This window comes from Flavobacterium salmonis, assembly GCF_903819435.1.
Taxonomy (GTDB): domain Bacteria; phylum Bacteroidota; class Bacteroidia; order Flavobacteriales; family Flavobacteriaceae; genus Flavobacterium; species Flavobacterium chungangense.
In genome coordinates this window covers 556,342-580,552 of sequence record NZ_CAIJDP010000060.1, presented here as the reverse complement: position 1 = coordinate 580,552, position 24,211 = coordinate 556,342, and the positions used below count along the sequence as shown (strand labels likewise).

Below are 24,211 nucleotides of genomic sequence, written 5' to 3'. Positions count from 1 at the left end.
CGTTAAATTTTAATTACATAAACATTTACTTTTGCATTCTAAGTATTTTGCAATGAAATTTCATAACCTACTGATAAAATGGTATTTACAAAACAAACGTGATTTGCCGTGGCGAAATACTGTCAATCCGTACCATATTTGGCTCTCAGAAATTATGCTGCAACAGACAAGAGTCGCTCAGGGAATGCCTTATTTTTTTTCTTTTACAGAGGAATTTCCTACTGTTTTTGATTTGGCTAATGCGGATGAAGAGAAAGTTTTAAAACTGTGGCAGGGACTTGGATATTATTCCAGGGCAAGAAATTTACATAAAACAGCTCAGTTTATTGCAAATGATTTAAACGGAGTTTTTCCGGCTACTTATCATGATCTTTTAAAATTAAAAGGGGTTGGTGAATATACAGCTGCTGCAATTGCTTCTTTTTCCTATAATGAAGCGGTTCCTGTGGTAGATGGGAATGTCTTCAGAGTGCTTTCCCGTTATTTTGATATTGAATCCGATATTGCGTTGCCTGCGACTAAAAAAGAATTTACCGCCTTAGCGCATGAATTGATGCCTAAAGATAACCCTGCAATTTTTAATCAGGCAATAATGGAATTTGGTGCCATACAATGCGTTCCTAAAAATCCAAATTGTGGTGTTTGTGTCTTCAATACAAGTTGTCTGGCATTGCAAAAGAAGAAGGTGGGAGTTTTACCAGTAAAATCTAAAAAGCTAAAAATTACAAATCGCTTCTTTAATTATCTGATATTAGAGGATGTAGAAGGCAATACATTAATTCAAAAGAGGACTGCAAAGGGTATTTGGCATAATTTATATGAATTTCCTTTATTAGAAACAGATGAAATTGTCAGCTTTGATTTTATTACAAAAACTGTTCAGCAGGGTATTTTGTCTTCTTATAAAATTACCGGTATTGAGGTATGTTCTCACGCAACAATTATTCATAAACTTTCACATCAACATTTGCATATACAGTTCTGGAAAATAAAAGTCAATGATTTTTTAGTTAATGGATTGAAATTTAGTGACTTAAAATCGTTTCCATTCCCAATTGTTATTTATAATTTTATCGAAAAGGAAGAACTAAATCGTTAAAAAAAATTACCTTTGATACAAACACAAATGTTATATCATGAATGGAACATTAAATAAAGTAATGTTGATAGGCCATTTGGGCGACGATGTTAAAATGCATTATTTTGACGGAGGTAATTGCATAGGCCGATTTCAGTTGGCAACAAATGAAGTATATATCAATAAGACAACAAACGAAAAAATTACTTCTACAGAATGGCATAACTTAGTTGTGCGTAATAAAGCGGCGGAAATTTGCGAAAAATATTTGTCTAAAGGGGATAAAATATATATCGAGGGACGTATAAAATCAAGGCAATGGCAAGCCGAAGACGGAACGATAAAACATACTACCGAAATTCAGGTAACCGAATTTACTTTTTTGACAACCAAAAAAGAAACAGAACACAATAGGCCACATCAGGCTTCAGAATTACCAAAAAACACTAATTTTGAAAATACGAATGAAGGCTTACCTATTAATGATTTGCCTTTTTAATTGTTTAACTAATCTTTTTTTAATTTGGACCTGGAGCCCAGTTTATTTTTTGCGTCTGCCGATACTAATCTGATTATAGGTTTTGTCGGAATATTTATTTTACTTTTTTTATCAGCGATTGTTTCTGGTGCTGAAGTTGCCTTTTTTTCTTTGTCTCAAAAAGAAATTGAAGATGTTTTGCAGGAAAATAATCCGAAGGGGAAAATAATTTCCAATCTTTTAGATAAACCAAAAAAACTCGCAGCAACATTATTAGTAACTAACAATTTTTTGAATATTGGAGTAGTAATCCTGTTCTCATTTATTGGCAGAAATATTTTTGCAGATATCAATTCGGCTTTATTAAAATTTGTTTTAGAAGTAATTCTTGTTACTTTCCTGATTTTGCTTTTCGCAGAAGTTCTTCCTAAAGTTTATGCCAGCCGGAACAATATAAAATTTGCCAAACATGTCGCTTACCCAATTGCTTTTTTAAATAAATTACTTTCACCCGTAAGTTTGCCAATGCGTGCAGTTACGCTATATTTGTACAATAAATTAGGGAAACAAAAAACAAACTTTTCGGTTGACCAGCTTTCGCAGGCATTAGAACTTACTGATTCTGAAGGAACATCGAGTGAGGAACAAAAAATACTGGAAGGAATTGTTTCTTTTGGAAATACAGATACCAAACAGGTAATGAGTCCCAGGATTGATGTTTTTGCATTGGAAATATCAGAATCTTTTGAAGAAATTTATACAAAGATAATTGAGAAAGGATTTTCAAGAATTCCGGTATATCGTGATAATATTGACCAGATTGAAGGCGTTTTGTTTGTTAAAGATTTATTGCCTCATATTGATAAGGTCGAATTTGACTGGACAGCATTAATCAGAGAGGCCTTTTTTGTTCCTGAGAATAAAAAATTAGATAACCTGCTAAAAGATTTTCAGGGCCTGAAAAGTCATTTGGCGATTGTGGTTGATGAATATGGCGGAACGTCAGGTTTAGTTTCTTTAGAAGATGTAATTGAAGAAATCGTAGGAGATATCAGTGATGAGTTTGATGACGAACACTTGAATTTTTCTCAAATTGATGAAAAGAATTTTCTTTTTGAAGGGAAAATTAACTTAAAGGATTTTTATAGGATTATTGATGTTGATGAAGCCATATTTGAATCACACAAGGGTGAGGCAGAAACGTTAGCAGGTCTTATACTTGAAATTCTGGGCAATTTTCCTAAAAAAGACCAAAAAGTAACGTTTGAAAATTGTCTCTTTGAAATAGAAGCAGTTGATAAAAAACGTATTAAACAAATAAAAGTAACAATAGAATAAGATGTTAAAAAAAGCAATTTGGATAGCAATAATTTTGCTGAGCCTGACTGTTATAAGCTGTAAAGACGATGTATTGCCAAAACCGGCCGGTTTTTTACGTTTGGATTATCCGGTAGCTAAATATGTAAACTTTGAAAACACATGCCCCTTTGCTTTTCAGATGAACGAGGCAGCAGTAATTAAAGGAGAAAAGGAATGTGGTTTTGCAATTACGTATCCAAAGATGAAAGCGACTATTTATCTGACCTATAAACCCGTAAATAATAACATAGAAAAACTGCTGAAAGATGCTCAAAAACTAACTTACGAGCATGTTATTAAGGCTGATGATATATTAGAGCAGCCGTATTTAAACCCTGAAAAAAAAGTATACGGAATGTTCTATCAGGTGAATGGAAATGCAGCTACCAATTCACAATTTTATGTGACAGATAGTACGAAGCATTTCATTACCGGATCGGTTTATTTTTATACCAAACCTAATTTTGATTCTATAATGCCTGCAGCGAGTTATATTAAAAATGATATGCAGAGGCTCATGGAAACATTAAAATGGAAATAAAATTAAAAAACAAAGGCGTTCAATTTTGAGCGCCTTTTGTTTGAAATATCAGCTATTAATGTTTATTTTTCTGAAAATGCTTCTTTTATGAATTGTTGAAGACCTTCTTCTTCAAGTATTTCAATTGAGAATTCTCCAAAACGTTTTGGAAGCCAAATAATTCTGACTCCACTGGGAGAATTGAGGCTTTCCCGTGATAAAGGCTTTCCGTTTTCGTCCTCTGGCTGAACTCCGTTGGATATCAATTCATCAAATGCAGCTTCAATATCCGGAGTAGAATAGCAGTGGCGATATATCGTTCCTTCGCCTTTGGAATCTAACAGATTTTTTAAATTTCCTGAAAAAGGCTCTACAAGCATAAATCGTTCCTGACCAATTTTTACAACAGTATATGTGACATGAAGTTCATCTCTTTCCCATGTAAATTTTTTTGAGATCTCAGCACCAAGTGTTTTTGCGTAATAACTGCAGGCTGATTCAAGGTCATTAACTAAAATATCTATGTGACTAAACTTAAGATTCATTCTTTTTATATGTAGTGTAAATTGATGATTTTTTTACCGCTATTCTCAAGAAGATTATGCAGTTAAAATGTAATTGAAATATAATTCAGAAAAAAAAGACAGTAGTAAACCTGAGTTTAATACTGTCTAAAATTGTTTATTATCAGAATTAGATAATCGTCTTAATTACGATTTAAAATTCAAAACTTTATATGTTTTTCCGTCTCCGGTTTCCTGAACAACTTTTGTTAAAGATTCAGGATTTTGAACTGTTTTGTCAAAAGTTACGGTTGCTGTTTTTTTATCGAAATCTACTTCGGCTTTTTCAACACCGTCAAGATTTGCTAATTCTTCTTCGATAGTTTTAGCGCATCCCATCGCACAAGTCATTCCTTCAATTGTAAAACTTGCTGTCTGTACATTTTCTGCAGCGATTGGTTTGTGTTCTTTTGCAGTTTCTGTTTTTTCTCCTTTTGCAACTGTCAGACTTTTGTCTTCTTCTTTTTTACAGCTTACCAATACTAAGCCTGCAATGGCTAACGAGGCTATTATTTTTGCAAATTTCATTATATATAATTTTAGTTTGTCAATATGTTTGTTGCAAAATTAATAAAAAAGCAAAGGTCAGTTCCTAAAATTATTACAAATTTGTAGTAAAATATGATTTATGGATGCAAAACAATTAAAGTGGTTTTATTTATTGCTGCTTTCGCTAATTTGGGGAAGTTCATTTATTCTAATCAAAAAGGGATTACTAGGTTTAACGGCAATTCAGGTAGGTTCCCTCCGAATTATTTTTGCTGCCGTGTTTCTGCTTATAGTCGGTTTTTCGAGTTTAAAGAAAATTTCCCTGCGTCAATGGAAATTTGTTGCCCTGACTTCATTCTTTGGAACATTCATTCCTGCATTCTTTTTTGCCATTGCCGAAACTCAGGTTGATAGCTCGATTGTGGCTATTTTGAATTCGCTCACGCCTTTAAATACATTGGTTTTAGGAATTATATTTTTTGGAATTCAGTTTCAAAAACGCCAGGTTTTAGGTGTTTTTATCGGACTGATTGGCTGTTTGTTACTGGTTTTGAATGGCGCATCTAGTAATACAGGACAAAATTATTATTATTTAATTTTGGTAGTAATCGCAACGTTGTGTTATGCTATTAATGTAAATCTGATCAAGAGATATTTATCCGATTTGAATTCGTTGAGCATTACCACAGGAAATTTTGCAGTATTGCTTTTACCAGCTTTAATTATTTTAAGTACAACAGATTTTACACAAAGAATAAATCTGGACGCCACACAGCATTCCGTTTTATTTGTAATGATTTTGGGAGTTTTAGGTACAGGGATCGCTAATGTTTTGTTCTTTAAATTAATACAAATGTCTTCGCCTGTATTTGCAACTTCTGTAACTTATTTGATTCCGATAGTAGCTTTCTTTTGGGGTTTGTTGGATAACGAAATGCTCACTCCAATTCAGTTTTTTGGAGCTTTTGTTATTTTGATTGGAGTTTATTTGTCTGCGAAGAAGTAACTTTTGGTTGTGAAATGGTTTTTGTGAAATGTGAAAATGTTGTTGTCATGTCACCCTGAGCGAAGCCGAAGGGCGTCCCAATTGGAAAGGGCTTCGGCTCCGCTCAGCCTGACAAAATACAAATAACAAAGGCTGTCGTAGTTGACAGCCTTTGTGTTAAAAAGAATCTTAGAATCTCAGTGCCTTAGCAACTCAGAACCTTTTTAAAGAAAATCCTTCTCAGTAACTCCTTCATTGATTTTAATATCAGACATTTTAATATCTAATTCAAAACCTGCATTTTGTATTAAGTTAAAAGGAACTTTTACACCTTTTACTTCTTTGTAATCATTAAAGTATGTTGTTTGTGTAGTCGATTGGCCGCTTTGTTCTTTTATTTTGGTTTCGGCTACTTTTAACCCTGATTTTACATCATAAAAGTAAATTGTTTTCCCGTCTTTTATGGAGTAAGCGTCATTACTATTTATTTGCTCGATTCCGCTTACGGTTAAATCCGTTCTTTTGCTCAATTGTAACTCTTCAAAAGGAGCTGCATTAGCTTTCATTTCGGCTAAATCTGTGCCTTCTAAATTTTTACGTTGCCCTTGCTGCTCTACATAAGCTCCTTTTTCGTTTACAACTTGTTTCATCAAAGCCATACTTCCCATAGAAAGAGAAACCATCATTTTTCCTCTCGAATCTAATTTTGAAACAAAACTTAAAGGACTTGGTGCCTGAGGAATTGTAGTTGTTCCGTTCATGAATAATGTTTTTACCGCAGAAACAGCTTTCTCTCCGCCAATTGCTTTGATATAATTGTCAAAAATGTTTTTTGCGGTAATTCCTGCCGGAGCTTCTTTTTTGGTAACAGGCTTGTCTACAGGATTTCCGTATTTATCATAATATGAAATTGGAATTTCAAGTTTTTCTAAACCAGTAAGTACTTCGGATCCTTTACCAACAATTACAATTCTCATATTGTCGATTTGGAAATATTTATTCGATACACGATTAATATCATCAATTGTAACATTGTTGATGGTCTGAATGTATTTTTCGTAGAAATCTGCAGGAAGTTTTTCTGTTTCAATGTTTAAGGCATAACGCGCAACAGCCTGAGGTTTTTCAACCTGCATTACAAAACGCCCAATATACCCGGCTTTTACGTTTTTCAATACGTCTTCAGAAACTTTTTCAGTTCTGATTCGTTTAATTTCTTTTACAAATTGCACAACAGCACTGTCTGTAACGGCATTTCTGACTGCAGACGAAGCTTTGAATTTGGATACATATTTTCCGCTTCCAATGTTTGAACTTGCACCATATGTCCAGGCATGCTGCTCTCGTAGATTCATATTAAGGTAGCTGTTGAAATCACCTCCTAAAATTTGATTTGCAATTACTGCAGGGAAAAAATCAGGGTCACTCATTTTTAGATTTACAGTATTGACCAATGAAATTTCAGACTGAACCGCATTTGGAACATCTACAAAATCAATTTGAAGTCTGGACACATTCTCCGGATTTGGATACGTATTTTTTGGTGCTGCTTGTTTTTTCCATTTGCCAAAAAGTTTTTCTACAGCAGCTTTTGTATCTTTCAATTTAACATCTCCAATTACAACTAAATAGGCGTTTTCTGGAACAAAATAGGTGTTGTAATTTTCCTGAACATCAGAAAGTGTAACGTTTTTCAGGGTTTCTTCAGAAACAAATTCTCCGGAAGGATGATTTTTTCCAAAAGCCAAAACATCTACAACTCGACTGGCAATGGCAGGAACACTTTTTTCATCGGCTTTAAGTCCTTCCAGCATTTTTGCTTTTTCTTTATCAAATTCATCCTGAGTAAAATTTGGCTGTAAAGCACCTTCTGCTAAAAGTTCTAAGATGCGTCCTGAGTATTTTGAAAGAGCACTTGCAGAAGCTCCCTGTGATGAAAAATTGATGTTTGCTCCGTAAAAGTCAATTTCTTCGTTAAACGCTTCTTTGGTTGTTTTTTTTGTACCGTTTCCAATCAGACTGCTGGTTAGTTCATCAACGCCTTTTTTATTTCCTTCGGTGAAAGGAGCGTTGTCCAGTGTAAGATTAAAACTTACTCTTGGTAATTTATGATTTTCAACGACCAAAACTTTCATGCCGTTTGCCAAAACAAAAGTTTGCGGTTTTTTGATATTGACTACTGGTGAATTTCCTGGTTTGGGTTGTGGACGATCTTGTGCTTGCATAATTCCGGTAAGGAATAAAAGGATTAAAATTGTATGTATTTTTTTCATGATTCGGGGCTTAGTTTTGAGCTTTTTTTGAAGGAACATAATCTAAAATTAAACGCTGATTAGGATTTAAATACTTTTTAGCGACTTCTCTGATTTCTTCTCTGGTGATAGAATGGTATAAGTCGATTTCAGTATTGATAAGATTTACATCACCATAAAGTAAATAAAAAGAAGCCAGGTTTTCTGCAATACCTTCGACACTTGCATTTGCATTGACAAAATTATTGTCAAATTTATTTTGTAATTTTTGATAGTCTTTCTCAGAAATCAAATCGGTTTGGATTTTTACGATTTCTTCGTCCATTTCTTTTAAGATGTCAGCTGTAGTGTAAGTTCCCATCGGTAAGCCGTACAAAATATACATTCCGTAATCTTCCTGGCTAAAACCAACAGCTCCAATTTGAAGTGCCATTTTTTTGTCATCCACTATTTTTTTGTATAGTTTAGAACTTTTTCCGTCACTTAAATAAGAAGAAATTAAATCTAAAACCCTCGCATCTCTGGTTTTCATTGATGGAGTTCTATAGGAAGCAACCACCATTGGAATCTGAATATTCGGATCTTCGTAAGTTGCGGTTATGGTTTGTGTAATTGGTTCTTCTGTATAAGTTTGTTTTTTCAACACTTCTCCTTTCGGAATTGGTCCAAAGTATTTCTGAATCCATTCTTTGGTTTTAGTTTTGTCGAAATCTCCGGCAACAACCAAAACAGCATTATTTGGAGTGTAGAATTTTTTATTAAAAGCCTGAAATTCTTCCAGAGTGGCAGCATCAAGATCTTGCATAGAGCCAATGGTTGTCCATCGGTACGGATGATTCTTGAACATGTGTTTTTTAACCTCAGGCAAAATGTTTCCATAAGGCTGATTGTCGTAACGCATTCTTTTTTCCTCTTTAACCACTTCATTTTGAGTATCAACACCAATTTTATTAATAATTGGGTGCATTAGGCGTTCTGATTCCATCCATAGTCCTAATTCTAAACTGTTTGATGGAAAAACTTCATAATAATAAGTTCTGTCGTCTGATGTATTGGCGTTGTTTACACCTCCATTTGCGGTAACGATTTTCATCCATTCGCCGCGTTTTATGTTTTCGGTACCTTCAAATAATAAATGTTCGAAGAAATGTGCAAATCCCGTTCGGTCAGGGCGTTCGTCTTTTGATCCTACATGATACATTACAGAGGTAATAACAACAGGGGCAGAGGGATCGTTGTGCAGAATAACATGCATACCATTGTCTAAATTGTATTCTTCGAAAGCTACTTTTTGGGCATGAGCTACTCCGCCGAGCATTATTGCAGCACTTAACATCATTATTGATTTTTTCATAAAGATTAATAATTTATATTACCTAATAAGTGTAGGTATTCAAGAGTTGATTTATGTTACATCAAAAATAAGTTTTTTTAGTTATCAATTAAGAACAGGTATTTATTTTGGATGTATTTTAACAATCTTTTCCTTCTGAATCATTTTGAAAAAGCGATGAAACGCCTTGAAAAGCAGACTTTAAAGAGTGAAAAATATTTTTGAAATAAGAGATTGCACAGTAAATTATTAATTGTATATTTGCAACCTTAAAAATCAATAAATCAATTTGGTATGTATGCAATCGTAGAGATAGCAGGGCAACAATTTAAAGTAAGCAAAGACTTAAAGGTTTATGTTAACCGTTTAACTAACGAAGAAGGTTCAAAAGTTTCTTTTGACAAAGTTCTTTTAGTTGATGATAACGGAAACGTAACTTTAGGCGCCCCAGCTATAGAAGGTGCTTCAGTAGAAGCTAAAGTGTTACAACACTTAAAAGGAGATAAAGTTATCGTTTTCAAAAAGAAAAGAAGAAAAGGATACAAAAAGAGAAATGGTCACAGACAATATCTTACTCAAATTGTAATTGAAGGTATTACTGCAGCAGGCGGAACTAAAAAAGCAGCAGCTAAAAAAGCAGTTGTAGCAGAAGAAGCTCCGGCTACTGAAGCTGAAGCAGCTCCAAAAGCAAAAAAAGCAGCAGCTCCAAAAGCAAAAAAAGAAGCTAAAGAAGAATAATAACAATATTTAAACTCATACGTCATGGCTCACAAGAAAGGTGTCGGTAGTTCGAAGAATGGTAGAGAATCAGAATCAAAACGTTTAGGCGTTAAGATTTTTGGTGGTCAGGCTGCTATTGCTGGGAACATCATCGTTAGACAAAGAGGTTCAAAACATAATCCAGGTGAAAACGTTTACATCAGTAAAGATCATACTTTACATGCTAAAGTTGATGGAGTTGTTAAGTTCCAAAAGAAAAGAGATAACAAGTCTTATGTATCTATCCTTCCATTCGAAGCATAATCATTAGATAAATTATTATAGAAAACCCGTTCTGAAAAGATCGGGTTTTTTGTTTTCTATAAATTGAAATTATCGGCTTGAATAAATAAAAAAGTAAATTTTATTCTTTTATTATAGAAGGGAGTACATAATCAAGTACAATTTTATCAGCCTGAGCGTGTCCATAAGGTTTATTGTAAGCTTTTGAAGTGATAATAATTACAATAGGAAGATCGTTGAAGATTATAAACTCATTTCCTCCATTACCAGCGCAATAATACGTTTCGTAGTATTTACCGTCAAAAGTAAAAGTCTTATTCCAAAACAAATAACCATAGAATTGATTTTCTCTTTCAGGAATTTGAATTTGATGAGTTAAAGTTTTTTTAACCCAGTCTGGAGAAAGAATTTGTTTGCCATTCCAATCGCCTTTGTTTTTGTACAATTGAGCATATTTTGCATAATCAAGAGATGTCATTTGCAGGCTTCCTGCGGTATTAGGCACTTTTTGCGGAGTAAATTGCCATTGGTAATTAGTGATGTTTAATGGTTTGAAAAGTTTTTCATTAGCATATTTTTCTAATCCATTAGGAACAGATTTATTTATAATATCGCCTAATAAAACTGTTCCGGCTGTAAAGTAATCCCATTTTCCACCATTGGTTTTGGATTTATCCATGGGTAAGTCTAAAGCGAATTTTACCCAGTTATCTTTAGGATACATGTTTTCTTCGTTTCCTGGCGAATCTCCATCTATATCAGAGCCTTCAAATGCAGAGCTCATGGTTAGCAAGTCTTTTATTTTTACACTATCTTTTTTTGTTCCGTAATTTGCAAATTTATTTAAGTCATAGAATTTGTTTAAAGCTTGATTCTCATTTTTAATATAACCATCGTTTATGGCAATTCCCATTAATGTTGACGCAAAAGATTTTCCTGCTGAACGGGTGTCATGTAAAGTATTTCTGTTTGCATCATTAAAATACTCTTCAACTAACAGCTTTTTATTATAAACGACAACTACACTTGTTATCTCTTTCAAACTATAATTTGCAATATCAGTATTAAGCTTTTCGATCTTTTTTTTGTCAAAAGGAAAATTCGAAACTTCCCAATCGCTGTTTGGTAATATAGGCTGAACTTCAATTTGTTTTGCTGTTAATTTTGGTGTTTTTATAATAAGCTGGATTTCACCTTTTGCTATTAGATCTCCCGTTTTACTTTCGTTAGTAATATCATTTTTAAGATAAGGCCGAATTTCTATTTTTAGTTTATGCGTACCTTCAGTCAAAGCTTTTTCTCCGCCGTTATCTTTAAATCTGTCCCACATGTACATTGCCCACCAGTCTTCTCCTTTTGAGTTGGTAAGTGGAACCCTAAATGTCGTTGAAGTATTTTTGTTTCCCGCTGATCCGAAATTGCATCCGAAATTAATATTTTCTTTATAAATAAACTTGTTGTCAATATAAAACGAAAATTGGAGGTTCCCTGTTTGTAAAAGCTTTTCTGCAGGTAAATTAGGGTTTAATTGATGTAAGTAATTCGTAACAGAATTATCCATGAAAACTCTGATGTTTAAGTCTGATTTGCGTTTTAATTCGAATGATTTGAGAAAATCAGATTCGGTATATTGATCTAAAGGAATATTTCCATTCATAAAGGTAATTTTGCTAATATTACGTTTATGTACTTTAGTCGTTATTCCATCGGTTTTTATCAGATTATTATTTTGTGCAGAAACAATGTTATTGAAGAATAGTATTGATAATAAAAAGATTTGTTTTATCATGTGATTTTTATAAATGTTAAAATGTAAAACTACGGCGCAACAAATTCAAAAAATTGTACAGAATTAACATTTTACTTATTTTTTGAAAAGCAATTTTTTATGCTGAGAAGGATTTAAACCGTTAACTTCTTTGAATGATCGTGTAAGATGACTTTGGTCAGAAAAGCCACACTCATAAGCTATTTCGGTCAAAGATTTATTTTGCAAACCAATTAAAGACAATGCTTTCTCTATTTTTAATTTCCGGATATATTCACCCAAATTGCAATTAAAATATTTTGAAAAATCCCGTGAAAGATGAATAGGATGTATGTTTAGTATTTTTGACAAATAATCGAGCGTTATAGTTTCTGTGAATTGATCATGAAGAATTTCGTTAATCATTAAAACCCATTTCGGATTTTTATGTAAAACGGATTGAGAATCACCATTTAGTTTTGACAGTATTTCGATCAATAAAGTTTGTGTAGAAAGATCAGATTGGATATCATCAATTTTAGTTGCCCGGAATATTTTATACATCAAAAGTTTGATGTCCGGATTCAGGATCGAGGTACTTCCTTGCAAATTATTGCTGTTTATTGTCAAATCATCAAGCCATTTTTTTTCAATTTCAAGATGAAAACCTCTGGTAAAACCATCTGGTTTGATGTTATAATGAGATTCCTGCCAGTTGTGAAACAGAACACTTCCGGGGGAACAATTATAAACTTCTTTTTTATTTCCTTCTATAACATTTCCCTGCAGGATAAATGTAAAATAAGCATGCTCATGATAGTGCCAGTCGACTTTAGGGTGGGTATATACAGTATCTGTGAGCGTTATTCCTTCAAGAGAAATAGTTTTGTTAGTCTGACCATAAAATTCTCCTCTTTTTGACTGATTCATGGTTGTCTGTTTGTTTGTTATTCAAAACCAAAACTATAAATATAATTTAATAAAAAGAAAAACCTGCTCAAAAAAAGCAGGTTTAGATTCTATTGCTCAATATCTTTAGTTTCCTCAAGATCTTCCGTATTGCGGCCCACTTTTACTTTTGGATTATTTTGAGTTCCTGTAACAGTGAGTGGAATTCCAAATATACCTAATGGAGGTAATCCTAAACGCATTTTTAAATTAAGTTTTCCGTCTAAACTTGTTGTTCCTTCGATTCGTGGCCTGAAGCCCGCAAACTTAAATTTAAAACGTTCTACAGTCATGATGTTGTTTTTGATCGTAGTTTTAATGTCTACTTTAGAAACATCAGGGTTTTTCATTGATTCAGAATTTGTTTTTTTGCTCACTGCATTAAACATTTTCAATCCTCTTATTTTTATATCTTTTACAGAAAGAGTTCCTCCTCCAACTAATGATGGATAAACGGGTTCCATGTTTCCGTTAAGGCGTCCCTTTAGTTGGTAATCCAAAGACACAATTCCCTGTGCTTTTTCGGCTGCACTGGCCATTTTTCTGAAAACATCAATTTCGTTATAAGCTTTTTTAATATCAAAATCCGAAGCTTTTATGTTGTAATCGAAATTGGCTTTTTGAGAAGTTACAGACTGATAATTGCCATTCATGACGACTTTGCAGCCTATTAAATTAAAACCTGTGTTTTGCATGCTCAGTTTGCCTTTATTCATTTTTAAATTTCCACTGGCATTTTGAAGAATTAGTTTGTCATAATATACTTTTTGGGCATTTGCCATCAATTGTAAATTCAAATTCGTAGGAATAATGATAACTCCGGTTTGGCTAACCTGAGTAGTTGAAGCTTCTGTTTTAGTTGGCGCTGGAGAAGTAATTGCAGCAGTATTCGACATAAATTCGTCTACATTAATATATCGTGCCGAAACTGTAAATGAACCTTTTAGAACTCCGGTTTTGGTAGTGGCATAATTAAAAACGTTTTGTAAATAGCCATTCATCTTAAAATCTGATTCTCCGTAAGCGGCCAAAAAGTTATTGAAAGACATTTTATCCTGATTGATTTTAAAAATACCTTCCTTAATGATGAATTTTTTAGGAAGATGTTCAGATGCAATTCCAATGTTTCGTAATTCAAGAGTCCCTTTATTCTGAAGCTTGCTGTAATTTCCTTTTGTGGCATCACTTTGTTTTCCTTTTAAAACTAAATCTGCCTTTATAAAGCCATCCAGATCAAGTCCTTTTTGCGAAAAAACGTTATATATTTTGCTAATGTTTAGTTCTCCTTTTGCTTTTACATCATAATTCAAATCATCAAAATTGCTTAAATCTGCCGACATAAAAATAGGTTTTCCTTCAAAGGTAAATTGAGCAGGTTTTATTTTTACTTTTAAATCATCAAAAGTTCCTTTTTGATTGTCAATTGAGGTTTTTACCATGATATTGGTAATCGGATTTGGATAATATTTTGTTTTTATATATCCATTGTTCAATTCGATCAGGCCTTTGGTAGTAGGGAATAATCTGTTTTTTTTATCAAATTTTCCGTTGGTTTTAATGTCTCCGGTCAATGCACCTTTTAATGTAATGCCAGGAATTCCTAAAGCTCTGCTTAATTTGTCAAGATCAATTTTGGCTTTAAAATCGCCATTTATGTCAGGAGTGTTTGCTCCTTTTATATAGAATTTTGATTTTAGGTAATCCTTATTAATGTTTAAGGATAGATTTTTTGCATCAACAATTAAAAGATCCGGATTCAAAGATGGAACTTTTGTCTTAATGTCTAAATTTAAGTTTGAAACCGGAAAGGCGCTTTTGTCATAATTCACAAATCCGTTGTCTATTTTTACATCTAAATTTAAATCCGGGGCAATTTTTTGAGAGGCTATATAATTTCCTTTAAGTGTAAAAAGTAAATTGGTGTTTCCTTTTAATTCGGTTTTAGAAAGCCAGCTAATGTATTTTGGAGGAAAGGCAGTAAAAACATCATACAAATCACTGTTGTCAGATTTGATAACAAAATCCATATTGTAGCCATCTTTCAAAAAGTCAAAATTTCCTTTAAAATCAACCAAAAGCTGATTAATTTTCAGGTTGTTTTGCTGAAAATAAAAAGACAGGGAATTTACATTAACTTTCGTAATCAAATCAGCATCGATCTTTTTGTTCATTAAATAAGGTTCATCTTCATAAACAATATTTAGTTTTTCAATTTTAGCTTTCGAATACAAATCGAAAACCGCTTTGTTTAAATCGCCTTTGCCTAAGTAATTGAACCCTAAAGCATCAAAATGCACTTTGGTCGATTGGTCATCATAAATTATTTTACTGTTTAATATTTCAATTCTTTCTAATTTTAAGGCAGTATCTGAGCTGTCTTTTGATTTTTCCTGTTGCGAAGAAGATTTGTAAATATTGTAATTTGCTTCTCCTTTTTTATTAACTTTTACATTAATAAACGAATCCGATAAATAAATCTGATCAATTTTTACCGCTTTGCTAAAGATCAGACTGGCAACGTTAATTCCAAAAGAAACTTCTTTGGCAGTAATGAATTTTTCGGTTGCATAAGGTGATGATCCGTTCAGGTTTAAATCATTTAAAGTTAAAGTTAACGAAGGAAAATGATGAAAAAAGGAAAGCGAAACATCTGAATAATTAAGTTCTGCACTAAGTTTTTCGTTAGCAGTTTTTTTGATTTGCTCTTTAATTTTATCAGCGAAAATGATAGGTGTAATAAACAACAATCCTAAAACTACAAAAAAGGTAATTCCTGAATATTTTGCAATTTTAAATAAAATGGATTTGGTTTTGTTTTTTGACATAACAAAAATGTTAGTATTATTGTATTGTGTATAGTTTAAAAATGAGAAAAGTACAGTGATTTATCCGTGTACTGTTTCATTTTTTCCATAATTGGTAATAATGGAACCTTCGTATTCGATCCATGCTGCCCATCGTTTGTCGACATCAACATTGTCAGCATATTTTCTGGCGAATCCTAAAAATGTGGTGTAATGACCCGCTTCAGAAATCATCAGGTCGCGATAAAATTTAGCCAGTTCTTCGTCTTTTATATTTTCTGAAAGTACCTTAAAACGTTCACAGCTTCTGGCCTCTATCATAGCCGAAAATAACAAGCGATCACAAAGTGCGTCTTTACGGCTGCCATCTTTTTTCATGAATTTAAAGAGCTCATTTACATAATGATCTTTTCTTTCGCGTCCCAAAGTCAGCCCTCTTTTTTTAATTATGTCATGCACCATTTGTAAATGCTCCAGTTCTTCTCTCGCAATTACAAGCATTTCTGTTACAAGTTCTTCTAATTCAGAATTGTACGTAACTAAACTAATCGCATTAGATGCTGCTTTCTGCTCACACCAGGCATGATCCGTTAAAATTTCTTCGATATTTGATTCGACGATATTCACCCAGCGTGGATCTGTGGCTAATTTTAATCCTAACATAATTTTTGCAGATTTATATTTTGCAAAATTAGTTCTTTTTTATCAGCTAAAATCAGGAAATATCGTGTAATTAAGCGTAAAAATGCATTATTTTGTAGTTCAAAGAATCAAAATGAATCAAACAAAAAAACTTTTAATAATTGGTTTTGTCTGGCCAGAACCCAATTCTTCTGCAGCAGGCGGAAGAATGATGCAATTGATTTCTATTTTCAAAGAAAATGGTTTTGAAATTACATTTGCAAGTCCGGCTTTACATAGTGATTTTATGATTGATTTGACAGAATTTGGAGTTGAAAAGCGAAGTATAGAATTGAATAGCTCCAGTTTTGATGATTTTATAATCGAACTAAATCCTGATGTTGTTTTATTTGACCGTTTTATGATTGAAGAACAATTTGGCTGGCGTGTGACTGAAAATTGTCCCCAAGCCATTAGATTATTAGATACTGAGGATTTACATTGTTTAAGAACAGCGCGCCAAAAAGCCTTCAAAGAAAACAGAACTTTTGAACTGAACGATTTGTTATCTGAGGAAGTGGCAAAGCGAGAAATTGCCAGTATTTTAAGATGCGATTTATCTTTGATGATTTCAGAATTTGAAATGGAAGTTTTAAATAATGTTTTCAAAATAGATTCAGAAATATTGTTTTATCTTCCTTTTTTAGTGGAGGAAATAAAGGAAGAAGATCTTTTAAAATTACCTTCTTTTGAAGATCGTCAGCATTTTGTTTTCATCGGAAATTTTCTTCATGAACCGAATTGGAATACGGTTCAATACTTAAAAGAAGTTATTTGGCCATTAATAAAAAAACAATTTCCGGAAGCTGTTTTAGAAGTTTACGGAGCTTATCCTTCGCATAAAGTCCTGCAATTGCATCAGCCTAAAGATGGTTTTTTTATTATGGGAAGGGCAGCAGATGCAAATGAAGTTGTGAAAAGAGCCAGAGTGGTTTTGGCGCCAATTCGTTTCGGAGCCGGATTAAAAGGAAAATTATTAGAAGCGATGCAATGCGGAACCCCAAGTGTTACAACAAGTATTGGTTCAGAAGCCATGCATGCCAATTTACCCTGGAATGGTTTTATAGAAAATGATATTGCGAAGTTTGCAAAACAGGCAGTTTTATTATACGGGGAAGAAAATACTTGGAAACAATCACAAAAAAATGGTGTTGCAATTATTAATGAATGCTATCAAAAAAATAAATATTCAAATAAATTAATTGATATAGTTAGTTTATTATTGATTGATTCTGAAAATCATCGTCTGCATAATTTTATGGGAAATCTGCTTCAGCATCATACGCTGAAGAGTACTAAATACATGGCAAAATGGATAGAAGCCAAGAATAAAAAAGATTAATTTCTCTATTCTTTTTTTAAATCTGCAATTCAATATAGTTGTTAATTTTAAAGAATATTTTTATGTATTTGATATTTAAATATTTGTATTTTTTGTAAGCAAGATTGTACAGGATAGTTTTTGGTGTAAATAGTAATAATTTACTGACCGTATTAACTATCAACCAAAATTTATTATGAAAAAAGAAATGTTTAAGAGGCAGTTTTTTGCCTCAGTGTTATTCGTTGGTTTAAGTTTTTTTGCAGGCTGTACAAGTGACAGTGAAGAAACAAATGCTGAAGCTGAAGCTGTGGCACAAAATGAAACTTATCAGGTTTCAACTGCAAAAGGAGGCGATTTATCTGGTGAAGTAACCGGTTCAACAGGCGCCTATGTTGCTAAAGTAAATGGTGTAACCAAATACACTGGTTCTGATTATGTAGCTGCTATTCAGGCTGCAATTAACAATCTTACTTCAGGGAGAGATACAAAAGAGTGGGTAACCGTTCGTGTTTCAGGTGCGTCGGGATCAACTGGCGGATCTCTGAAATATGTAAATATGGCCAGTTATACCGGGCTGGATTTTGCAAATAATACTTTCAATGCCAATAGTGGCGATGCTTTGGTTATTCCTGTTTGGGCAGACAGAAAAACAAATATTGAAGTGAAAAATCTTAAGGTTTCGGGAAAACCACGCTATGGTATTTGGTTTAAAGGATGTACGGTTATGAATATCAGTAATATTACCATGAATATTGGTGTGCCTCAGGCTGATTTAGGATTAGGAATCAGGGTTGATAACAGTACAGCTGCAACCAGCAATTTGACTATCAGCGGAACTATTAATATTACTGGCGGAGATAATTCTATTGAAACCTACGGTGTTGACGGGTTTTCTATTGGCAACGTGACTTCCAGCAATAATGCGGCTTGTGGAGTATTACTCAATCAATCCAAAAATGGTACAGTGGGTACGGTTACAGGAACCAATAACAGTACAACAGGTTCAGTTACAGGTTATGCGACTTTTCGTTGCGCCAATAATAACGGACCAAATGTAGTTTGTGCTAAAGTATATTCCCGAGGTAGCGGACGCGGTTTCTTTAGTGTTACGGGCAGCAATGGATGTACAGTAAATACTGTAGATATTGCCAATACAGCCATTCAGGGGATTTTATTGCAAAATGCCAGTAATACTAAGGTTCTGGCAGGTACGGTAAGTAATGGAAATCCTAATGTTCAGCATCAAAATGCAACGAATTGCAGTACGAAGGTAAATGGTCAGACTTATACGGCTGTGAACGGAACGTGGTAATGTTATAGTTTAAAAAACAAAGCGATGTGATTTTTTTACATCGCTTTTATTATAAATTTCTTTCTATGAATGGATCAATAAGCCGATTTGTTTTTTTTATTTTTCTATTATCTTTTTACGGATGTAAAGATTCTTCTAAAGAACGTATTAGGGATTTTGAAAGGTCTATTCCGCAACAAAATAATCTTTTTACAATTCCTCAAAAGGTAAAAAATGATTTTCAGCAAAAATTCCCAAAGCTTGAAATGATAAAAAAAGAAGAATATTCTAATCTGTTTTGGGATTTTTATGATCGCAATATGATTCCAAATGAATGTTATACGGATATTAATAATGACCAAATACTTGATTATGCTGTGTTGATAAAGGATGGTAATCAATTAAAATTAGGAATTATTTTATCTTCACACAAGGATTATTTATATTGGATTTCTCCCTTTTCAATTGAGAATATAAAACCTGAAGGAGTGCATTTTTGTGTGTCCGTAAAACCTGCGGGAAGAACAGATATTGTAAAAAAAGTACCGGAATCGCTTGTAATAAAGAAAAACGGATTTCTTTTAAAAAATTTAGAACAGGATTGTTTTATATTTTATGAAACCAATAAAGAAATAAAGATGTTTAAAATGCTCTAGAATAATTGATAATGACACAAATTAAAGATATTTACAAAATAGCTGTTCTTCTTTTTTTCTTTTCTTTTTTTTCTTGTAAAAATGCTGAAACAGTAGAAGATTTAGATGGTAACATATATCATACAACGAAGATTGGAAAGCAGACCTGGATGGTAGAAAACCTTAAAGTCACCCGGTTTAATAATGGAGATTCGATTAAAAAAATCACAAGTAATAAAGATTGGAAAAAGATAGAACAAGCCGGTTATTCTTTCTATAATAATGATATTGCTTTTGTAAAAGAGTATGGATTTTTATACAATTACAATTGCCTGAAAGATATCAGACGAATTGCACCAAAAGGCTGGAGGATTCCAACAGAAGAAGATTTAAGGGAACTGGAGTCTTTTATTAATTCCAATTCAATAGGGATTTTTTTGAAAGAAAAAGGGAACACACATTGGTTGCCGTCTAATGCGGTCGGAAATAATGCAACTGGTTTTAATGCATTGCCGGGCGGATATCGGGACGAGAAGGGAGCTTTTTATATGCTTAAATCTAACGGATATTATTGGACTACAAATGGAAGTTTTGAATTTTACAATTGGAGTGACAGAATGTTTCAGGCTTTTGCAGATGTAAGAAGAGACAGTGTTTTTAAGCGATATGGTTTTTCGATCAAATGTATTAAAGAGGAATAATTTTATGGCAAGCCTGTTGCTAATCCTACTTTAAAAAGTACAAAATATAAGGCAAAATGAATTATGGATTGAGTCTAAAAATAAAATTAAGCCTGCATTTTTCCAAACCCAACGGTTTCACGATAAATTTGAGGTGAAACATCTGCATTCGTTTTAAAGAAACGACTAAAATAATGCTCGTCGTCGTAACCTAATTCGTAGGCAATTTCTTTGACTGTTTTACTAGTCAGGTATAATTCTCTTTTGGCTTCTATAATAATTCTCTCCGAAATTAAATCGGTTAGTGTTTTATTGAAATAATTTTTGGATAATTTGGCTAATGCCTTTGTAGAAATATTCAGTAAATCAGCATAATTTCCGGCAGAATGTTTTGTTTTAAAATTCAGTTCAATAGCATCTTTCAGATTTTGTAGAATCAAAGGTTCTTTTGTATTAGGAACAGCATTCATTTCTTCTAATTGTTCGGTTTTTAATCTTGAAGCTGTAATTAAGAAGATTTTTAAATATGAAATCAGCAATTCATATTGTGCTAATTCTGCATTTTTAATCTCAGCTTTCATTTGTTCCAAAACCATTTTAAAAGTATGCGTAGCTTGTTCTGTTACCTTCACATAAGGTGGCTGGTAAATATTGTTGAATAAAACGCCATTGCAGGAAACTTCTTTTTGGTGCATGTGGATACAATAAAAATCAGGGTGAAAGTGAATCGCAATTCCTTCAATTGGTTCGCTTACACAAAGCATGAAAGGTTGATACGGCGAAAAGGCAAGGAGAGAGTTTTCTTCAAAATGATGTTCTGTAAAATTGGCTTTGACTTTCCCTTTTCCTTTGGTCACCCAAATTAAAGAGTAATAATTATTGCGCTGTAAATGATCAAAATGAACGTTGTCCTCAAATGAAAGAATTTTGAAAGCTAAATTTCCGGTCTGTGGATTTATTAAAGTAGAAACATTTTGAGAATTCATAAAGTGCGGTTTTAAAATATAAAGATAGCCATGAAAAGAATTCATAACTATCTTTATAAATTGTTTTTGTGTTGGATTATTTTTGCAATTCTAAATTTGAAACTGTAGTAAAATCAATTTCAGTATTGGCAACGTTGTTAAAATAGTTTGTTAGAACGTTCAAAGCTACGTGAGCAATGGTTTCAACAATTTCAGCATCTGCAACTCCTGCATTTTTAGCTTTATTTACATCTTCATCATTTACGAGACCATTTTTACTGATTAATGTTTTAGCTAATTGTAAAATAGCTTCTGTTTTAGAGTTTGTAGAATTTCCTGATCTTGCTGCTTTTAAAACTGCCGGATCTGCTTTTACTAATTTTTCTCCAATAAAAGTATGAGCTGCTAAACAGTAATCACATGAATTGCTTTCTGAAACGGCCAGAGCAATCAATTCGCCAGTTTTCGCACTTAATTTTCCATGGCTCAAAGCGCCGCTTAAATTCAGATATCCTTCCAAAACTGCAGGAGAGTTCCCCATTGTTCTCATCATGTTCGGAACACCTCCTAATTTCGCTTGTACGGCGTTGAACAAATCTTTAGTTTTTCCTGTTACTTCTTCCGGGTTTAATGCTGTTAATCGTGTCATTTTATTTGATTTTTAATTGTTTATTATTTGTTATTGTCTTTTGACATTACAAAGGTGCGACGATTACAGATTTTAGAACATGGAGAATGTACGCTATGTGATGGACAATTTTCCCTCTCTTTATTTTGAGTAAAACAGCGTGATTTTATCATTTCGATTGTCTATGGAAAAAAGAATTTTTTAGGAGCTAATCCCGCTATCCGTTGCAATCTTTTGTGGCGAACCCCGCCACAAAAGGATTTCACTGCTATCGGGGCTAGGGCAGTCATTTTCATAAGAGTATTTTCGTTTGTTCTGTCAGGAATGACAAACTTTACGTGTAGTAAGCTTTGTCAAAGTTCGTCGTAAAGCTCTTCCGCAATTTTGTCATTTCGAGGAACGAGAAATCTTCGTGAGAAGCTCGACAAAGATTGGATTCTCTTTACGGAGTTACTTGCGAAGATTTCTCGTTACTCGAAATCACAAATATTGCGCTAAAAAAATAGGTTGCCCTCAAAAGAACAACCTATTATAAAATTATATTCATGAAAAGTTTATTTCAAAACATCTTCAACCGCCTGAATAGTTGTAGCATGATAACCAGATTTTGCTTTCTCAAAAACTTCTTTTGCCCAAACTTTTCCTTCCGGAGTTTTAACCATTTCTTTGTAAAGCATCATTACAGATCCGGTTCTGCTGATTCCAATTAAAAATTGTTCAATTGCAGGATTTGCAGCTTTATATTGATGGCGAATTGCCTGAACGAACCATTGACGCTTGATAATGAAATTTCCGCTTTTTGTAAAGTTGAATTCTTTATCAATGGCTTCCATTTCTTTTGCTGTAATGTCAGCCGGAAGATGATCTATAAAGTGTTGTTTTTCTGCAGTTGTCGTGATTTTTTTGCTCAAACCTGTAACGCCAGTTTCTCTCCAGTTTTTTTGGATTTTATCGATTGCATCAAAATCGGAAGAGCTTACAGGAACAATGTTTGATGGGATACCAGGTTTATAAATCCAGTCTTCCAGTTTGATTTTATCTGCTAAAGCTTTGTCTCCTTTGATAAGATTTTCGTTAATATATTTAACGAAATCCTCTGTTGTAATGGATTTGAATCCATGAGCATCGAAATAGTTTTTGATAAACGGATCGAATTTTTCACGTCCCACAGCATTTTCAATAACTCTTAAAAAAGCATATCCTTTCACGTAAGGAATCATGCTTATACCATCATCAGGATTTCTTCCGGTCAGACTAACTTTTAATCTTGTGTCCGGACTTGTATCGCCATATTCTGCGACATTATCAGTTAATTCTTTGTTGGTGATAACGTTTTGCATTTCAAATTCTTTCTTCCCGAAAATAGCCTCTCCAATGCGGTGTTCTACATAAGTGGTAAAACCTTCGTTTAGCCAAATATCATCCCAGGTTGCGTTGGTGACTAAATTTCCGCTCCAGCTGTGGCCTAATTCATGTGCTAATAAACTTGTTAGTGAACGATCTCCTGCAATTACGCCAGGAGTTAAAAAAGTTAAGTTCGGATTTTCCATTCCGCCATACGGGAAACTTGGAGGCAAGACCAAAACATCATAACGTCCCCAGCGATATGGGCCATATAGTTTTTCGGCAGCGACAACCATTTTTCCGAGTTCAGCAAATTCCCAAGCTGATTTTTTAAGCATTGATGGTTCTGCGTAAACTCCGGTTCTGTTGTCGATCGATTGAAATTCAATATCTCCAACAGCAATTGCCATTAAATAAGACGGAATTGCTTTGTCTTGTTTAAAAGTATAGACCCCCGTATCATTTTTCTTCTGCGGATTTAAAGCACTCATAACGGCTAATAAATCTTTAGGTACCGTAACTTTAGCATTATAAGTAAAACGAATTCCTGGCGAATCCTGACAAGGAATCCAAGTGCGAGACCAAACACTTTCTCCCTGAGAGAATAAAAAAGGTTTCTTTTTATCTGCAGTTTGTTCTGGTTTCAGCCATTGTAAAGCTACAGCGTCTTTAGTTGTGCTGTAGTAAATATTTACTTTGGTTGTATTGGGTTCAATTGTAATATGAAGCGGTTTTCCATGAAACTCTTCTTCTTTTCCAAGTTCAAATTTGGTTTCTTTTTCATCATCACCCAGAGTTACTTTTGTAATATTTAAAGTGTTTTCGTCAAAAATGATTTCATTTCCTTTGCTAATGTTGTCAATTAACCAGGAAGCTTTTCCTGAAATAGTTTGTGTGTCAAAATCAACTTTAATGTCAAGATCAAGATGTTTGACAACAGCAAGTTCTGGTTTAGAATAACTGTGTTCATCGGCAACAACTGTTGTTTTTTCGGTTTGCTCTTTTTTTTGACAGGCAATAGTTGTCAGAAATAAGGCTAAAAGAATTAGTTTTTTCATATTGTGAAGAATTGAATTTTGAGGATGAAAATTAAACAAAAAATCCC

Annotated in this window: 22 protein-coding genes; 11 read left to right on the top strand and 11 right to left on the bottom strand. The window is 33.4% G+C overall.

Annotated features, from left to right (window positions below; translation table 11 throughout):
- The first annotated feature begins 52 nt into the window (after positions 1-52).
- The 4 genes from mutY to gldD are packed head-to-tail and all read left to right on the top strand — an operon-like array spanning position 53 to position 3,456.
- On the top strand, positions 53-1,099 hold the full coding sequence (mutY, locus tag FLACHUCJ7_RS07290) for an A/G-specific adenine glycosylase (protein WP_180908435.1): 1,047 nt from the start codon (positions 53-55) through the stop codon (positions 1,097-1,099).
- Between the two features lie 37 nt (positions 1,100-1,136).
- A complete protein-coding gene (locus FLACHUCJ7_RS07285; RefSeq protein WP_031454342.1) occupies positions 1,137-1,577 on the top strand; it encodes a single-stranded DNA-binding protein in 441 nt (146 codons plus the stop codon).
- Between the two features lie 24 nt (positions 1,578-1,601).
- The gene (locus tag FLACHUCJ7_RS07280; RefSeq protein WP_180908434.1) at positions 1,602-2,894 is read left to right on the top strand and encodes a gliding motility-associated protein GldE; all 1,293 of its coding nucleotides are present in this window, start codon (positions 1,602-1,604) and stop codon (positions 2,892-2,894) included.
- A gap of 1 nt (position 2,895) precedes the next feature.
- The gene (gldD, locus tag FLACHUCJ7_RS07275; protein WP_031454344.1) at positions 2,896-3,456 is read left to right on the top strand and encodes a gliding motility lipoprotein GldD; all 561 of its coding nucleotides are present in this window, start codon (positions 2,896-2,898) and stop codon (positions 3,454-3,456) included.
- A 62-nt stretch (positions 3,457-3,518) separates the two neighbouring features.
- Here the strand turns inward: gldD and FLACHUCJ7_RS07270 are convergent, their stop codons facing one another.
- Positions 3,519-3,980, bottom strand: a complete 462-nt coding sequence (locus FLACHUCJ7_RS07270; RefSeq protein WP_180908433.1) for a VOC family protein — start codon at positions 3,978-3,980, stop codon at positions 3,519-3,521.
- A gap of 165 nt (positions 3,981-4,145) precedes the next feature.
- Positions 4,146-4,526: a heavy-metal-associated domain-containing protein gene (locus tag FLACHUCJ7_RS07265; protein ID WP_180908432.1), complete on the bottom strand. Its 381-nt coding sequence runs from the start codon at positions 4,524-4,526 to the stop codon at positions 4,146-4,148.
- A gap of 100 nt (positions 4,527-4,626) precedes the next feature.
- Between FLACHUCJ7_RS07265 and FLACHUCJ7_RS07260 the strand changes: the two genes are divergently transcribed.
- Complete coding sequence (locus FLACHUCJ7_RS07260) at positions 4,627-5,493, top strand: DMT family transporter (RefSeq protein ID WP_078227185.1); 867 nt, start codon at positions 4,627-4,629, stop codon at positions 5,491-5,493.
- Positions 5,494-5,696: 203 nt separating this feature from the next.
- Here the strand turns inward: FLACHUCJ7_RS07260 and FLACHUCJ7_RS07255 are convergent, their stop codons facing one another.
- The gene (locus FLACHUCJ7_RS07255) at positions 5,697-7,745 is read right to left on the bottom strand and encodes an insulinase family protein (protein ID WP_180908431.1); all 2,049 of its coding nucleotides are present in this window, start codon (positions 7,743-7,745) and stop codon (positions 5,697-5,699) included.
- Positions 7,746-7,755: 10 nt separating this feature from the next.
- Positions 7,756-9,078: a M16 family metallopeptidase gene (locus tag FLACHUCJ7_RS07250; protein WP_180908430.1), complete on the bottom strand. Its 1,323-nt coding sequence runs from the start codon at positions 9,076-9,078 to the stop codon at positions 7,756-7,758.
- A gap of 273 nt (positions 9,079-9,351) precedes the next feature.
- Here FLACHUCJ7_RS07250 and rplU point away from each other — a divergent pair, with 273 nt between their 5' ends.
- Together rplU and rpmA are read left to right on the top strand one after the other, a co-directional pair.
- Positions 9,352-9,795, top strand: coding sequence for a 50S ribosomal protein L21 (gene rplU / locus FLACHUCJ7_RS07245; RefSeq protein ID WP_180908429.1), 444 nt, complete (start codon positions 9,352-9,354; stop codon positions 9,793-9,795).
- Between the two features lie 24 nt (positions 9,796-9,819).
- On the top strand, positions 9,820-10,080 hold the full coding sequence (gene rpmA, locus FLACHUCJ7_RS07240; protein ID WP_025539465.1) for a 50S ribosomal protein L27: 261 nt from the start codon (positions 9,820-9,822) through the stop codon (positions 10,078-10,080).
- A 100-nt stretch (positions 10,081-10,180) separates the two neighbouring features.
- On the opposite strand, the gene FLACHUCJ7_RS07235 is transcribed toward rpmA, so the two are convergent.
- From FLACHUCJ7_RS07235 to miaE, 4 genes are all read right to left on the bottom strand, one after another.
- Positions 10,181-11,848 (bottom strand): serine hydrolase domain-containing protein, encoded by a 1,668-nt coding sequence (locus FLACHUCJ7_RS07235; protein ID WP_180908428.1) that lies wholly within the window; start codon positions 11,846-11,848, stop codon positions 10,181-10,183.
- Between the two features lie 75 nt (positions 11,849-11,923).
- Complete coding sequence (locus FLACHUCJ7_RS07230) at positions 11,924-12,736, bottom strand: helix-turn-helix domain-containing protein (protein WP_180908427.1); 813 nt, start codon at positions 12,734-12,736, stop codon at positions 11,924-11,926.
- An 89-nt stretch (positions 12,737-12,825) separates the two neighbouring features.
- Entirely contained in the window at positions 12,826-15,579 is a 2,754-nt protein-coding gene (locus FLACHUCJ7_RS07225) for an AsmA family protein (RefSeq protein WP_180908426.1), read from the bottom strand.
- 60 nt (positions 15,580-15,639) lie between these two features.
- The gene (gene miaE, locus FLACHUCJ7_RS07220) at positions 15,640-16,221 is read right to left on the bottom strand and encodes a tRNA-(ms[2]io[6]A)-hydroxylase (RefSeq protein WP_180908425.1); all 582 of its coding nucleotides are present in this window, start codon (positions 16,219-16,221) and stop codon (positions 15,640-15,642) included.
- A 112-nt stretch (positions 16,222-16,333) separates the two neighbouring features.
- On the opposite strand from miaE, the gene FLACHUCJ7_RS07215 reads away from it, so the two are divergent.
- The 4 genes from FLACHUCJ7_RS07215 (at position 16,334) to FLACHUCJ7_RS07200 (ending at position 20,190) form a co-directional block, all read left to right on the top strand.
- Positions 16,334-17,581: a glycosyltransferase gene (locus tag FLACHUCJ7_RS07215; protein ID WP_180908424.1), complete on the top strand. Its 1,248-nt coding sequence runs from the start codon at positions 16,334-16,336 to the stop codon at positions 17,579-17,581.
- 175 nt (positions 17,582-17,756) lie between these two features.
- Positions 17,757-18,875: a hypothetical protein gene (locus FLACHUCJ7_RS07210; protein ID WP_180908423.1), complete on the top strand. Its 1,119-nt coding sequence runs from the start codon at positions 17,757-17,759 to the stop codon at positions 18,873-18,875.
- A gap of 65 nt (positions 18,876-18,940) precedes the next feature.
- Positions 18,941-19,510, top strand: coding sequence for a hypothetical protein (locus FLACHUCJ7_RS07205; protein ID WP_180908422.1), 570 nt, complete (start codon positions 18,941-18,943; stop codon positions 19,508-19,510).
- Positions 19,511-19,521: 11 nt separating this feature from the next.
- Positions 19,522-20,190 carry a fibrobacter succinogenes major paralogous domain-containing protein gene (locus tag FLACHUCJ7_RS07200; protein ID WP_180908421.1) on the top strand — a complete coding sequence of 223 codons (669 nt, stop codon included), beginning with the start codon at positions 19,522-19,524 and terminating at the stop codon, positions 20,188-20,190.
- 86 nt (positions 20,191-20,276) lie between these two features.
- Here the strand turns inward: FLACHUCJ7_RS07200 and FLACHUCJ7_RS07195 are convergent, their stop codons facing one another.
- The 3 genes from FLACHUCJ7_RS07195 to FLACHUCJ7_RS07185 form a co-directional block, all read right to left on the bottom strand.
- Complete coding sequence (locus FLACHUCJ7_RS07195; RefSeq protein ID WP_180908420.1) at positions 20,277-21,155, bottom strand: helix-turn-helix domain-containing protein; 879 nt, start codon at positions 21,153-21,155, stop codon at positions 20,277-20,279.
- Positions 21,156-21,231: 76 nt separating this feature from the next.
- Positions 21,232-21,783: a carboxymuconolactone decarboxylase family protein gene (locus FLACHUCJ7_RS07190; protein ID WP_180908419.1), complete on the bottom strand. Its 552-nt coding sequence runs from the start codon at positions 21,781-21,783 to the stop codon at positions 21,232-21,234.
- A gap of 533 nt (positions 21,784-22,316) precedes the next feature.
- Positions 22,317-24,164 carry a hydrolase/aminopeptidase gene (locus FLACHUCJ7_RS07185; RefSeq protein WP_180908418.1) on the bottom strand — a complete coding sequence of 616 codons (1,848 nt, stop codon included), beginning with the start codon at positions 24,162-24,164 and terminating at the stop codon, positions 22,317-22,319.
- Positions 24,165-24,211: the final 47 nt, after the last annotated feature.